15 protein-coding genes are annotated in these 14021 nt (G+C 45.2%); 4 read left to right on the top strand and 11 right to left on the bottom strand.

The window, feature by feature from the left end; all coding sequences use genetic code 11:
* Positions 1–8 precede the first annotated feature (8 nt).
* The 4 genes from H6G17_RS16035 to H6G17_RS16020 all read right to left on the bottom strand — a co-directional run bounded on the left by H6G17_RS16035 (position 9) and on the right by H6G17_RS16020 (position 3830).
* On the bottom strand, positions 9–983 hold the full coding sequence (locus tag H6G17_RS16035) for a glycosyltransferase family 2 protein (RefSeq protein ID WP_192158807.1): 975 nt from the start codon (positions 981–983) through the stop codon (positions 9–11).
* Positions 984–1211: 228 nt separating this feature from the next.
* A complete protein-coding gene (locus H6G17_RS16030) occupies positions 1212–1628 on the bottom strand; it encodes a hypothetical protein (RefSeq protein ID WP_192158805.1) in 417 nt (138 codons plus the stop codon).
* A gap of 77 nt (positions 1629–1705) precedes the next feature.
* Complete coding sequence (locus H6G17_RS16025; RefSeq protein WP_192158803.1) at positions 1706–2380, bottom strand: response regulator transcription factor; 675 nt, start codon at positions 2378–2380, stop codon at positions 1706–1708.
* Complete coding sequence (locus H6G17_RS16020) at positions 2373–3830, bottom strand: ATP-binding protein (protein ID WP_192158801.1); 1458 nt, start codon at positions 3828–3830, stop codon at positions 2373–2375. The genes H6G17_RS16025 and H6G17_RS16020 overlap by 8 nt, the downstream gene beginning before the upstream one ends.
* 195 nt (positions 3831–4025) lie before the next feature.
* On the opposite strand from H6G17_RS16020, the gene H6G17_RS16015 reads away from it, so the two are divergent.
* The gene (locus H6G17_RS16015; protein ID WP_192158957.1) at positions 4026–4847 is read left to right on the top strand and encodes a tetratricopeptide repeat protein; all 822 of its coding nucleotides are present in this window, start codon (positions 4026–4028) and stop codon (positions 4845–4847) included.
* A 43-nt stretch (positions 4848–4890) separates the two neighbouring features.
* Here the strand turns inward: H6G17_RS16015 and H6G17_RS34155 are convergent, their stop codons facing one another.
* Positions 4891–5013 (bottom strand): hypothetical protein, encoded by a 123-nt coding sequence (locus tag H6G17_RS34155; protein WP_277876019.1) that lies wholly within the window; start codon positions 5011–5013, stop codon positions 4891–4893.
* Complete coding sequence (locus tag H6G17_RS16010; RefSeq protein WP_192158799.1) at positions 5010–5450, bottom strand: SRPBCC family protein; 441 nt, start codon at positions 5448–5450, stop codon at positions 5010–5012. Before H6G17_RS16010 ends, H6G17_RS34155 begins: the two co-directional genes overlap by 4 nt.
* Before the next feature lie 479 nt (positions 5451–5929).
* Here H6G17_RS16010 and H6G17_RS16005 point away from each other — a divergent pair, with 479 nt between their 5' ends.
* Positions 5930–7681, top strand: coding sequence for a mechanosensitive ion channel (locus H6G17_RS16005; protein ID WP_192158797.1), 1752 nt, complete (start codon positions 5930–5932; stop codon positions 7679–7681).
* 53 nt (positions 7682–7734) lie between these two features.
* Here the strand turns inward: H6G17_RS16005 and H6G17_RS16000 are convergent, their stop codons facing one another.
* Positions 7735–9171 carry a GTP-binding protein gene (locus H6G17_RS16000; protein WP_192158795.1) on the bottom strand — a complete coding sequence of 479 codons (1437 nt, stop codon included), beginning with the start codon at positions 9169–9171 and terminating at the stop codon, positions 7735–7737.
* A 212-nt stretch (positions 9172–9383) separates the two neighbouring features.
* On the opposite strand from H6G17_RS16000, the gene H6G17_RS15995 reads away from it, so the two are divergent.
* Positions 9384–9647: a DUF3146 family protein gene (locus tag H6G17_RS15995; RefSeq protein WP_192158793.1), complete on the top strand. Its 264-nt coding sequence runs from the start codon at positions 9384–9386 to the stop codon at positions 9645–9647.
* Between the two features lie 70 nt (positions 9648–9717).
* Here the strand turns inward: H6G17_RS15995 and H6G17_RS15990 are convergent, their stop codons facing one another.
* The 3 genes from H6G17_RS15990 to ntcA all read right to left on the bottom strand — a co-directional run bounded on the left by H6G17_RS15990 (position 9718) and on the right by ntcA (position 12478).
* Positions 9718–10137, bottom strand: coding sequence for a pre-16S rRNA-processing nuclease YqgF (locus tag H6G17_RS15990; protein ID WP_192158791.1), 420 nt, complete (start codon positions 10135–10137; stop codon positions 9718–9720).
* A gap of 2 nt (positions 10138–10139) precedes the next feature.
* The gene (locus H6G17_RS15985) at positions 10140–11654 is read right to left on the bottom strand and encodes a DUF3084 domain-containing protein (RefSeq protein ID WP_192158789.1); all 1515 of its coding nucleotides are present in this window, start codon (positions 11652–11654) and stop codon (positions 10140–10142) included.
* A gap of 152 nt (positions 11655–11806) precedes the next feature.
* Positions 11807–12478: a global nitrogen regulator NtcA gene (ntcA, locus tag H6G17_RS15980; protein ID WP_015152650.1), complete on the bottom strand. Its 672-nt coding sequence runs from the start codon at positions 12476–12478 to the stop codon at positions 11807–11809.
* Positions 12479–12906: 428 nt separating this feature from the next.
* Here ntcA and fabI point away from each other — a divergent pair, with 428 nt between their 5' ends.
* Positions 12907–13683, top strand: a complete 777-nt coding sequence (gene fabI, locus H6G17_RS15975) for an enoyl-ACP reductase FabI (RefSeq protein ID WP_192158787.1) — start codon at positions 12907–12909, stop codon at positions 13681–13683.
* Positions 13684–13844: 161 nt separating this feature from the next.
* Here the strand turns inward: fabI and H6G17_RS15970 are convergent, their stop codons facing one another.
* The gene (locus H6G17_RS15970; RefSeq protein ID WP_192158785.1) at positions 13845–14009 is read right to left on the bottom strand and encodes a hypothetical protein; all 165 of its coding nucleotides are present in this window, start codon (positions 14007–14009) and stop codon (positions 13845–13847) included.
* Between the last annotated feature and the right edge of the window lie 12 nt (positions 14010–14021).

The raw sequence follows: 14021 nt of genomic DNA, 5'->3' as shown, positions 1-14021 counted from the left end.
AGCTCTCTTCACCCCTGCTCCCTACTCGTGCGCTCCCTGCTCCCTTCAATATCCGCCCTTCGCTGTCGTAATTGAATTTCTTCTAATACTTTGCGGTTGACTGCTAGGAGATCGGCAACTAAGCCAAAAAGCCACAGTTGTACGCCAGTAATAATTAAAATTGCTGCTAAAATCAAGCTAGGGATACGAGTACGAGTTGTGCCATCAAGAAAAAATATTAGCCATCGAATCCCCAGCAATGTACCCAAACTAAAAGGAACGCTGCCTAAAATTGTGAAAAATCTTAGCGGCTGATATGTCATGAAAATGCGTAAAATTGTAAAGAGCGATCGCTGGATGTAAGTGGGAATATTCTTAACTAAACGCGAAGGTCTGAGATATTTATTCGTTCTAATCGGAACGGCAGTAATTGGAATACCTTTTTGTCCAGCTTGAATGATTGTTTCTAGCGTATAAGTATATTCGTTAAATACATTTAATTGTATTGCCGCTTCTCGACTAATTGCCCGAAAACCACTGGGTGCGTCGGGAATGTCCGTGTTACTAGCAAGGCGTACCACCCAACTTCCTAATTTTTGTAAAACTTTTTTAGTTGGGGAAAAGTGTTTGATTTTATGAATTGGTCGCGTGCCAATAACAATTTCTGCTCTCCCTAATAAAATAGGAGCAATTAATTTAGGAATATCATCAGCACAATATTGATTATCTGCATCAGTATTAACAATAATATCTGCTCCTGCAATTAGACAGGCTTCTATCCCTGCCATAAATGCTTTTGCGAGTCCTTGATTGTGGTTCAATCTTACTATGCGATCGACCCTAAACTCTTTAGCAACTGCAAGGGTTTTATCCGTGCTACCATCATCAATTACCAACCATTCTACACAGCTAATTCCAGGTATTTCTCGCGGCAAAGCAGAAAGAGTAATTCCTAACGTTTCTGCTTCGTTATAACAAGGAATTTGAATAATTAGCTTGGTCATATGGGATTATCTGCAGGATTCATAACAATACTTCTTGGTTAGAGTACATAGACTTTGGAGATCCCCCCTAGCCCCCCTTTTTAAGGGGGGATGGGGGAACCGAATCAAAACCTGCGATGTATTGGGATTCATAAGCTTTTTAGTTATTTGTCATTTGTAAGTCGCTAGTGGCTAGATTTTTTCCAGTCACCAGACACTAAACACTAGCCACTTTCTTGAAATATTAAATTAAAACGTAACAATTATCCCTTCGCGATCGCCTGTATATTCGTAGGTTCTAAGTTTACCTTCAGCCAGTTGCGGTTGAATAACTTCTTTAATAATGGTAAAAGCACAACTATTATTACCAGTATCAATCTGCAACTTATTGCTGAGAAACTGATACTCTATATCGTTGATATAGTTAGCGCACATTGTTTTTACCTGCTTATTACTGTTGACTAAATTTTGAATATCTTCTATTTTCTTCTCATATTCTTCTGGTGGTGCTGGTGGTTCAGCAGGTCTGCTAGGATTTCTAGGAGTGCGTTGTGGAAGTTCAAAAGAAGGGCTGTTATCTGGTTTAGGAGAGGTAGATTGCGCCGCCACAATTGTAGGCAATGCCAGAAAAGCGATCGCGGCGATCGAGCTAAGAATTAAACGCATAATTTGATGAGAGTTTATGAGAGTCGTTATGTAGAGACGTTACATCTAACATCTCTACACTGATAACTGACAACTGTTCACTGCTGACTAACGAAACGGTATCCCATACCTCGGACGGTTTCAATCAGGTGAGAACTGATTTTTTTGCGTAAATAGCCAACATAAACATCAACAATATTAGAACCAGGATCGTAGTCGTAGCCCCAAACAGCACTGAGGAGTTGCTCGCGGCTGAGGACTTGATTGGGATGCCGTAGAAATGTTTCGATCAACGTAAATTCCTTAGCAGAAAGTTCGACTGAGCGATCGCCAATTCTGACTTGTCGCAGCTGCAAATCTAGGACAAGATTACCTGCTTTGAGTTCCGCAATCTCCTTCGTGACGTTCTGAGTTTTGTCGCGTAACCGCAAACGCACCCGCGCCAGCAATTCTTCAAACCGAAATGGCTTTGTCATATAGTCATCAGCGCCTCCCTCTAGTCCCGCTACTTTATCATTCACATCGTCGCGAGCAGTGAGAATGACGATCGGTAAATATTCTCCTTGACCGCGCAATGTTGATAATATCGTCCAACCGTCTTGACGCGGTAGTCCTAGATCGAGAATCATGAGGTCAAAATCTTTGCTATTGGCTACAAGTAAAGCTTCATCGCCATCCCGAACTACTGAGACTGTGTAGCCATTGGCTTTTAGTCCTTTTTCAATAAAAGCACTAATCCGGGGTTCATCTTCGACGATTAAAATTCTACTCATGAGATGATATCTCTGATGTGGGTTCGATAGGAAGTACGATGGTAAAAGTAGAGCCGCGATGAGGACGACTACTTAGTTCAATTTTGCCACCGTGAGCTTGAGCGATCGCCCGCACGATTGCCAAGCCTAAGCCAGCACCTTCAGAACGTCTTTGACTTTTGGTAGTGCGAGCAAAGCGTTCAAAAATTCTTTGTTGGTCTGCCAGAGAAATACCTTCGCCCGTATCGCGCACCCATAACCGTACCCAATTGTGTCTCTGCATACAGCCTAAAGCGATCGTATCTCCCGTTGTCGTGTGTTGGGTGGCATTCTGAGCCAAGTTTATCATTGCTTGGGTGAGGCGCTGACGGTCGGCAATAATTGTCCCTGGACTATGGCGATCGATCTGCCAGTGACGATCCGTTGATAGGGCGATCGCTTTAGAGTAAATTTCTGCTACCAAGGTAGTCAGATCTAATCTTTCCAGCTTTAAAAAGTTTGGTTGCTCCGTCTTAGCGAGGAGTAACAAATCGTCAACAAAACGACTCATGCGATCTAATTCGTCTGTCACCAAAGCTACAGTTTCCTCTCGTTCTTGGGGATCGTCGCCCATGAGTTCCAAGTGACCGCGGATAATAGTAATTGGCGTTCGCAGTTCGTGGCTGGCATCGTTAATGAAGTTGCGTTGGCTGCTAAAAGCAGCTTGAAGGCGATCGAGCATTTCATTAAAAGTCGTTGCGAGTTCGGCAACTTCATCCGACCCTTTGACAGGAATGCGGCGAGTGAGGTCAGATTCGCGAATCGAGCGTGCGGTTTCCGTGAGTAAATGTAGAGGAGTCAGCGTTCTGCCTGCCATTAACCAGGCAAGGATTGCTGCCCCAATGATGACAAAAATTTTGACTTGAATAATCACTGCCATTGCTTCATTCACTTCTTGGCGTTCCCCTGCCGTCAGTTGAGCGACCACAAAGACTCCGTGAGTTTCATCTCTGATAATAGGGGCAGCGCGATAGAGAATCGTGCCTACAGCAGTCTCTCTGGCTCCCTGTTCGGGCTGAGTCAATTTACCAAAATATTGAATTAGCTCTGAATTCTGTTTTAGTGGCTCGGGTAGCGCTCTAGGGCTGGAGCGATCGATTTCACCCTCGATGATGGCAATCAAAAACTCATCGTCATCGGGAATGTTGCGATTGAGAAACACTCTAAACAAAGCTTTAAGGTTATGTTGAAAAGGTTTTCCCGTGTTGGGGTCTTTGCCATTAGCTAAAACTCGAAACTCCTTGACTTCCTGTAGCAAAGAGGTTTCATGTCTTGTCTCTAGGCGTGTCAGTAAGACCTGCCGGATGACCAAGGTGGAAAGAAATGCACTAAAAGTTAATAGCAAGACATACCAAATTAAAATGCTGGTACGCAAGCTATAAAAGATCCGCCGCCATTGTTGAGTTTTGTCGAAACGATTTGGTGGTGACACTTCTATTTTTGATTGCTCAAAGCGATTGCAGAATTTTTGACTTCGATCGCTGACTTCCCACGTTTGTTATTTTTGATGCAACTATCTCTGGTTGAGTTCCATAAGACTGACCTTAAGGATGCACCATTTATACTGTGTTGTCTGTTTTAATTTATGTAAAGAGTGTAAAACGATCCTTATTATTCTTTGCAATTAGTGATGGTTCCGGTAGCAAGGCAATTTTTCTCTCAAGAGATCGATCGCTCTGACGAGCAGATCGATCTAGCCAAAGCAGCTCTATACATTGCTCAGGAGGAATATCCAGAACTCGATCCAGCAGAATATCTCAACGCTCTAGATACGATGGCAGAAGAATTACTAGAGCGGCTACCTATTCAGAGGTATCCCTTACGTGTCATTCAAACTATTAATCAATACTTATATGAAGACTTAGGATTTAAAGGAAATGTTAATGAATATCACGATCCGCGTAATAGCTTCTTAAACGATGCGATCGAGCGACGGACGGGAATCCCGATTACACTATCGCTAATCTACCTAGAGTTAGCTAAGCGAATTGACTTTCCGATGGTTGGAGTGGGAATGCCAGGGCATTTCCTGATTCGTCCTGACATACCGGAAATGGAAATTTTTGTCGATGCCTTCAATCGCGGTGAAGTACTGTTTCCCCAGGACTGTCAAGCAAAATTGAGCCAAATTTACGGACAGCCTGTAGCATTACGAGCGGAATTTTTGCGATCGGTGACTCATCGGCAATTTTTAGCACGGATGCTGACAAATTTGAAGTATATTTATTTACAACAGCAGGATTTAGAAAAAGCACTGGAAACAGTAGAAAAAATTTTGCTATTGTTTCCAGATATCCCAAGTGAAACACGCGATCGCGGTTTAATTAACTACCAGTTGGGACATTGGTTTTCAGCCATTTCCGACTTTGAATCCTATCTTGCCCAAGCCCCCCATGCAGAAGATGCTCCAGTAATTCGCAAATTGTTGAGCCAACTGGGAAGAGGATAGAACAGTTATCAGTTATCAGTTGTCAGTTGTCAGTTGTCAGTTGTCAGGGTAATGGGTAATGGGTAATGGGTAGTTGGCAAGAGAGTGGCGCGTGTTTTTCTCCCTTGTCTCCCTTGTCCCCCTTGTCTTGATTTACCCCACACCCTACACCCTCTTCACCACTCATTTCACTTCCTCTGCAACCTGCTTGAGGCGCTGGAGTTGAGTTTTCATGTCTGCTTGCGTCCAGGGGGCTGCGAAGGTGTGGAAACCCCAGCGAACGATGGGATTGGGAATCTCAAATTCAAAGCGGTTAAGCAGGCGCGTTCCTTGGGGTAAGGGCTGACACTCCCAGCGATCGCTACCTTGAAAAAAACCCTCAAATCCCCAGACAATTAACCCAGGAGCGCGATCGATCGTGATGCACTCTAAAGTAGGTTTGACTAAGGGTGTTTGAATAATAAAACGGCTGCGGCTACCTATTTCCGTACTCCACTCGCCTACAGGTTCGCAACGCAAAGCTCGGTTCAACCACCGATGCATTAGATTTAAGTCAGTAATGCATCGCTCAACAGCTGTTGCACTGGCAGCAATTTCAATCGATTGTTCAAATATTTGTGTCATTTGTTCAGTTGTCAGTTATCAGTAAGAGCGTGAAGGGTGGTAATGGGTAATGGGTAATGGGTAGTTGGTAGTTGGTAGTTGGTGACAGAGTGGTGCGTGGTGCGTGGTATTTTTCCTCCCTCAGCTCCGCGACTCTCTCTGCTCCTCTGCTCCTCAGCTCCCTTCTCCCTTATCTATCAGAAAATTTAATCATAATCTTGACGAGCAAACTGATTTTATTTCGCATCTATCGCGATGATGAAAACCTAAAAACTCACTAATCCGGGGATTCTTCTGGCATAACTACTCACTAAGGTAGATGTGGAATGAGAAACTGAGGAATCACTCTGTATAAGAACTCTATATTTCTCCTCACTAGCTAATTTGCTAACAAAGTACAAAAATACAAGGGAGTTGTAGCAGGATTTTCAATTTTGCTACCAAAAAGAGCGATGGCTGGTACTCTCTCCTCATGAAATTTACAGTTAACTCGGAAAATTATGAATGCAATTTGGCACGGGATAACCCACTCGACTAACTGGGATAGACCGCTGCAAGCGTCTTGGCAACATTTGGCGCAAGCAGCACCACCAGTACAGCAGGGACAACAGGCTGTTGAGCGAAGTGTGGATTACGTACAAAATATTTGGGGTAGCTTGTTAGCGTTTATTCCTAACTTGCTGGGAGCAGTCTTAATTCTGGCGCTTGGTTTGATCGTGGCTGCGATCGCTAAAGCTATAGTCAAAGGTATCCTCAATCGCACGGATATTGACAACCGCATTGCAGCAAGCATTACTGGTCGTTCGGATAGCCGCGACTTACCCAGAGTCGAAGAACTGATTGCCAACCTAGTCTATTGGATTGTGATTCTCTTCACCGTAGTAGCGGTGCTAAACGCACTTCAACTAGAGGTGGTGTCTCGTCCTTTGGGTGGCTTCCTCAATACTGTATTGAGCTTCATTCCTCGGATACTAGGAGCGCTGATCTTTCTAGGTGTGGCTTGGGCAATTGCGACGATCGTGAAGTTGATTACAGTCCGAGCACTACGCGCTGCTAGGCTGGACGAGCGTTTAGACCAGCGACCGCAAGGAGTAACCCGACCACCAAACCAAGTATCGCTCAGCGATACGATTGGTAATGCCTTGTACTGGTTTATATTTTTGCTGTTTTTAATTCCTATCCTCGATACTCTTGGTTTGCAGCAAGCATTACAACCAATAGAGGGTTTGGTGAGCGAGATTCTCTCAGCGTTGCCAAATATTTTGGTAGCAGTCATTATTGCTGCTGCTGGTTGGTTGTTGGCTACTGTAGTGCGTCGGATCGTCACCAATTTGCTGATCTCAACTGGAATTGACCAAGCAGGATCGCGCTTTGGACTGCGAACCACGGCAGGAGGGCAATCTTTATCGGGAATTATTGGCACGATTGTCTACGTCCTCATTTTGATTCCAGTAGCGATCGCGGCACTACAACAACTGCGCATTGATGCGATCTCGACTCCGGCGATCGCCATGTTGCAACAGATCCTTAATGCTTTACCACTAATTTTTACAGCAGCATTAATTCTCATCCTGGCTTACTTCCTGGGACGATTCGTCGGCGATCTGGTGACGAATATTCTCACAAGTATTGGCTTTAACAACATCTTCTCTGTACTGGGACTACCTACTCTCAGACGCAGAAGCGCTGCACCAAGTCCTACCTATGAGGAACCAGGAGCAATTCCACCGCCACCAACGACGGGACAGCCAACAGTCATTCAAAGGGAACCAACGCCGACAATCTCCGCTCGGACTCCAGCTGAAATTGTGGGGATTATCGTATTTGTAGGAATTATGCTGTTCGCTACAGTGACGGCAGTTAACATTTTGGGTATTCCCGCATTAACTACCCTTGTGAGCGGTATTATCGTCATTTTTGGACGAATTTTAGCTGGATTGGTAGTATTCGCCATTGGATTATTTCTGGCAAACTTGGCTTACAACATCATCACCAGTTCCGGCGATCGCCAAGCTCAGATTTTAGGACAGATAGCCCGTATAGCAATTATTGCTCTCGTCTCAGCGATGGCGCTGCAACAGATTGGGATTGCCCAAGATATCGTGAATTTAGCATTCGGATTGCTATTTGGCGCGATCGCTGTTGCTTCGGCGATCGCCTTCGGTTTGGGTGGTCGGGAAATAGCCGGACAACAAGTACGGGAAATTCTCGAATCCTTCAAGCAGCAGCGTAATTTACCTCCACGGACGTGAGATAGTCGGGAGCCGGGAGTCGGGAGTAGTAACTGGTCACTGGTCACTGGTCACTATTCCCTTGCTCCTAGTTTCGCTACCAACTCATCTTTAATTCGATTCAGAATCGAAGTTTGGTCGAGGGAGGACAAAATGCGCGTAATGACGGCTTTTGGTCCTTCTGGTCCCCAAGTTGCGCCGTTGGCGAGGTATGCTTTTGTCACTTGTCCGATGCTGTAAGCAGAAACACCCGCCACACCTGCTTGGGTAATAGCAACAGAAAGGTAGGGAGCCAGAGTAATGCCCCCGGTAGCGGGGGTAGCTATACCAAGTAGGCTTTTCAGGGAACTCAAACCCAAATTGGCTAGCAATTGGCTGGCACTAATTCCGCCCAAACTCAGGGCGATTTTTTGTAGCAATTGCAAGGCTCCTGTCTGTGACATCGGAATGTCATATAACTTAGCTAGAGACAGGATGAGGATCGCATCGATCGCAGCTCCACTGAGCAGATCGACCATCATTATTGGGTTCAGGGCGATCGCTACGGCTTTGGTCATGGTTGCCCGCCAAATTAGGCGATCGGCACTGCTGGCACGAATTTCGAGTTTACGCTTGACAATTTGCTCGTTCACGTTGTCGGCATAAAGCATTGTATTAAGAGCAACTAAAGCTTTGCCTTCCCGATGTAAAATTTCGAGAATTTTTAACTTCAATTCCTCAACTTGCGGCTGTCCCTGGCTGAGTTGCACGCTTCTGGTTCCATCAGGACGCACGATCGCTTTTTTGGTCAAAGGAGAAGCCGCCGCCATGACAATTTCATCGGGAGAGAGTAATTCTTTGACTCGTTCGTCGCGAATTTTTTGATAAATCGCTATCCGGTCGGCTTGGGGATATTGGTCGATTTTATTAAATACCAACAGGATCGGCTTGCCAACGTCTCGCAGTTGGGAAAGAGCCTTGTGTTCTACTTGCGTCATATCTCCGGCGATCGCAAATAAAATCAGATCGGCACGATTGGCAATTTGCGCGGCGAGAGCAGCGCGAGTTTCTCCATCAACCTCATCTAAGCCGGGGGTGTCAATCAATTCTACTTGAGAATCGCCGCTACTAGGCAAGGTAAATTTAACGTAGCGATCGCCCGCACCAATACTTTCTTCTGTAACTTCCCACTGTGCTTTTTGAGTGCTGCGAGTCACGCCATGCAGTGGACCCGTTTCAAAGACTTGCTGCCCTAACAAAGCATTAAGTAGAGATGATTTTCCCCTACCTACCATACCGAAGACAGCAATTTGCACCACCCTCTGCTCTAGATTTTCCAGCATCGTCTCTAACTGGGCGATCTCCGTTTCTAATCCCTCTTTTTCTTGTGGTTTGAGGTCGAGACGAGTGACCAAGTTATGAAGAGTATCTTTTGCCTGTTTGTAGTTAATTTCTGCCTGAATATCATCAAAGCCCCAAATTGCCTTATCTAATTCATCGGCTAATTCCGTCTCTTCTAAAGGCTCGTGCATAGATGGAAATAATCTCAGTTTTCAGTGACTAGTGACTAGTGACTAGTGAAGACGAAAACTAGGAATCTAGTCGCCAGCCACCAGCCACTAACCACTCAAGACTCACTTTCTTTCGTTAGAAAGATCGCTTTTGCCTCTTCGATCCTATAAGTTGGTTTTGGTATTGTGGGAAGTAAGTCATTCGGAAAGCATTTCATAACGGTAGTATCATTGTGAGTCGTAAACGATTACCAGAAACTGTTGCCCACGTTCGGATTACACGACAATCTTGGCAGCACGGTTTGCTAGAGGGAGAAGTGTGCGCTGGTAATTTTGAGTGGCAATTCCAGTGGCGGTTTCACCTAGGCGAGTTATCTGTTAAACCTTCGCAAGGACGGGCATTGATCCAAGAACCTCTTGGTCGCTTTTTAGAGCAACGGGATTATCAACTAGAACCAGGCGGAGATTACGCATTTAAGATTCGAGCAGAAATTTAACGATTGGTAATTGGTGGTTGGTAGTTGTCGGTTGTTGGTTGTTGGTTAGTTGCTGTTCCTGAAGCTCCCATTACCCATTACCAGCATCTAAATATCTTTCAATGAGCAATATTGCTACAATATCGTCGATCGCCCGTGGGGGTTGACGCATTCCCTGCGGGATGAGGCGAGAAAGACCAGTTGGAGGATACATCTGCCAGTAGCGATCGCGTGCTTCTAAAGTCGTGTTGCGCTCGTCTACCATGACTATTGTTAGCGGTTCTAGTTGTGCTTGGCTGATTTTTTGCTGCCACTGTTTAGATGTGGTTCGATCTCCCATAACTAACAAGGAGATGCGGTATTTTTGGCGCAAGGCTTGAATAGTGGCGATCGCTTCTGTTGCTAGTACAACTTGATGGTAGGACAAATTACCATCCAGTCCCATCACTGCCACACCGCATTTATCTCGACCAGGATCGAAGCCTAATATCACAGTTGAATCCATCCCCATACCTACTCCCCACTCTCTGCTCCCTGCTCCTCTGCTCCCTGCTCCCTGCCCCCTGCTCCCTGCCCCCTGCTCCCTGCTCCCTGCTCCGTCGGCTGCGGTAAACTTTGTTGAGTACTAAATATCACCTGTCCGTTTTGGGTTGCCAGTAACTCCACAGCTATAGGTCCAGCAGTGTAAATATTCTGAGCGGCGATCGCTTTCAATTCTAGCGGGCGATCGTAGCTCTGGAGTTGCTCGAAAAAGCGAATTAGGGTTTGGATACGATTGTCAGCAATCAGGAGATTCTCATCCAACACTCCGGCACGTTGAGCGCTAAATTTAGCAGCTTCTAACAACAAATCTATCCGCTGTCTGACTTCTCTAGTTGTCATTACTGCTGGGTTCGCTTCGATCCTAGATAATACTTCTCCAGGTTTAAAGACTTGTTGATTCAGCGCCACATCAGCAAAAACTTGTACGGAACTTTCCCCGACCACATAATTGTTTGCAGCGAGAATGCGGACGAAATAATCTCGCCCATCGTCAATTTGCTCGATCAGCTGTTCGACTTGTTTTTCCGAAATTTTGACAACCCTTTGGGAAATTTTTTCTACTCCAGGTTGAGTTTGATTCATCGCATTACGGTTAGCTTCGCGCAGAATTTCTTCGATAGCTTGACGAGCGGCTGAAGGACGAACGATGCGCACTACCCGCGCCGCTAGTACTTGACCCCTGACTAATGCAAGATTCCCCTGGCGCAGCAGTTGTAAGTTCCTTGCTAAAGCAATTGCTTCTTTTTCCAAATCTTTCAGCAAAGCTTCTCTTTGGGCAATACTTAGGTCTCGCCGCTGAATTTCTGCGTCTAATTTGGCAATTTCTCGGTCTTGCTGGTTAATTCTTGTTTTGAGTTGGTTGCGTTGGGCAACTAATGCTTGCAGTTCTTTCTGGTTCTGTTGAATTTCTTGGCGCAGCTTGCGTGCTTGCCCAGTCACCGTATTCAGCTGCGCTTGAGCTTGCTGATATTGCGAGGAGATTTGCTTGAGTTGACTGCGAGTCCGGTTGAGTTGAGCTTGGGTTTGTACTTGTCTACTTAAGGCTGCCCGTAAAGATTGATTAATTTCTTTCAACCGCTTTTGGGCTACTGCTTGCTGTCTTTGAGCTTCTATCTGCTGAGCTTTCTGTTCTTCCCTGGCTTGAGTCAGTTCTTGCTCGACTTGAGTTTTGGCTTTGGTAGTTGTTTCTAATTGCTGGCGAGTTTCGGTTAAATCTTGTCGCCTTAATTCCAGCAATCGTTGTACCCTACCAATCTCAAAGACCCCATCTCGCAATCTCTTATCAAAAGCTAGCAAAACCCCCAAAGTGGAAAAAGAAATCACCATCCCAGTCAAGATGGTAATCAAAGTAGCTGTGTTGCGGGGACGCAGTTTAAACAAACTCAGCCGCGCTTTGCCTACTTTCGTGCCGATGCGATCGCCCACCGTCGCGATTACACCCCCCAAAATAATAATTGCTGCAATCCAGATGAATCCGGTGGACATTTCTTGCTGCGATTTACATCATCCAGATACAGCCTACCCTAATAATGAGGGAGTAGGGAGTAGGGCAAGAGAAGTCAAAAGTTAGAAGTTAAAAGTCAAAACTCACCTCCTTTCTCCTTCCTTCTGCCTCCTATCTTGGAGCCTTCTGCCTTCTATGTAAACTGCTGACTCAATATGACGGGGTTGTGGACGGTGATTTTCTTTTTGTGAATGGAGATCATGTTTTTATCGCGCAAGTCTCCTAGCAAGCGGGTGACGGTCACGCGGGTAGAACCAATAGCTTCTGCGATCGCCTGATGGGAAAGCTTGAGATCGACCGTGATCCCATCTGGACTGGGAAGACCGAAATCGCGGCACAGAATTAATAAGAAACTGACCAAGCGCGAACCCATATCGCGGTGAGCCAGGGTTTCAATCATCATTTCTGTCTGCAAGATCCGCGAAGATAAGCCCCGCAGCATTAACATTGACAGATCGGGATTTTCTTTCAGCGCTTGCTCGACTTGCTCGATTGGTGCTGAGAGTAACTCCACTGGCGTAAAAGCTACTGCATGATAAAAGCGATCGCTACGATTGCCTGTCAGCAGCGACAGCACGCCGAATACACTATTTTCTCGCAATAGTGCAACGGTGATCTCTTCTCCTGCTTCATATACTCTAGACAACTTCACCGCGCCTTTGAGTAAGAAATAGACCCGTTCTGCCGGATCGCCAGGAAAAAATATTGTTTTGCCCCGTTCAAATACTTCTACGACTGGTGGAAACGAACCAGCTCCTACCTGCCGAAATACCTGTGCTAGCGGTCTATCTTGCGTCACGACCATATTCCTTGCCCAACCAGATGTCCGTAAAGACTACACCAAAGAGTACACCAGATAACATCATCAACAAACCGATCGAGTCAAAATCCAGAAGATCTGCTCTTTATGCATCTAAATCAGAATCTTCCAGTTTGTTTGTATTCAAAGCTACAAAATCTTGAATAGACCGCAAAGAACTCGATTCCAAAGCAAAAATGGCAAAGTATTGTATCCTCAAATCTCAATTACTTGGCATGAAAACTACTTGCCAATATATCTTAAGCGAGAATAAGGAATTTTACTTAAATTCTAGCTAATTGATTTGAAAAAGTTGTGAGTGGCTAGTGGCTGATGGAACTAGACTCTTTTCTAGTGACTAGTCACCACTCACCAGTCACTAATATAGGTGTATGCTGCTAATGTGTTTCCTGACGTAGCCTGACACAGTTTGTATGCTAGATTTAACTGGAAAAAATGCCCTTGTAACTGGCATAGCCAATAACCGCTCCATTGCTTGGGGGATCGCCCAACAGTTACACAAAGCTGGTGCAAATCTGGGGATCACCTATTTACCAGACGAACGCGGCAGGATGGAAACAAAAGTTGCCGATCTAGTAGCTCCCCTGAACCCCAGCCTGTTTCTGCCCTGTGACGTGCAGAATGAAGCGCAGATTCAATCTACCTTTCAGGCGATCGCCGAAAAATGGGAAAAATTAGATATTCTGATCCATTGCCTTGCCTTTGCTAACAAGGATGACTTGAGCGGAGATATCAGCAGTACTTCGCGATCGGGTTACGGTAAAGCTCTAGATATTAGTGCTTATTCTTTACTGCAATTGAGCGGAGCTGCTAAACCCCTGATGACAGCAGGGGGTAGTATTGTCACTCTTACATATTTAGGCGGCGTGCGAGTAATTCCTAACTACAACGTGATGGGAATTGCTAAAGCAGCTTTAGAAATGAGCGTGCGATATCTTGCATCTGAAATGGGATCGCAAAACATCAGGGTGAATGCTATTTCCGCCGGTCCAATTCGGACTTTAGCTTCTTCAGCAGTAGGTGGAATCTTAGATATGATTCATCATGTCGAGCAAGTTGCTCCCTTACGTCGCACAGTCACGCAAACTGAAGTGGGTAACACCGCAGCTTTCCTGTGCAGCGACTTAGCTAGCGGTATCACGGGTCAAGTGATATACGTCGATGCTGGTTACGAAATTATGGGCATGTAAAAAAGAAGCCTACCCAATACCTGGGTAGGTGAAACTGCTCAAAACTGTTTTTGTATTAAGTTGTCTTGTATAGGAAGCAGATGAAATTAATATATTTGCTTCAAGTTAGAGATATAAAATCTGTCTCTAAAATCAAATTAGCCGTAACTAATAATCGATGACTATTCTGCAATTAGCATTGCTAACCAGTTACAAAAATCATCTAGACAAGCAACCAAAAATCCAGCCATATAACCGATTGCGTAAGCTTGCTTTGTGAAATAATCGACAACGCAATCGCTCGATTTAGTAGGTGAGAGAGATTGGACTGGCTGAAAGTTGGTCATAAATTTGAAGTA

It is taken from the genome of Chroococcidiopsis sp. [FACHB-1243], from assembly GCF_014696895.1.
Lineage (GTDB): Bacteria > Cyanobacteriota > Cyanobacteriia > Cyanobacteriales > Chroococcidiopsidaceae > Chroococcidiopsis.
This window is presented reverse-complemented; position numbering and strand designations above follow the sequence as displayed.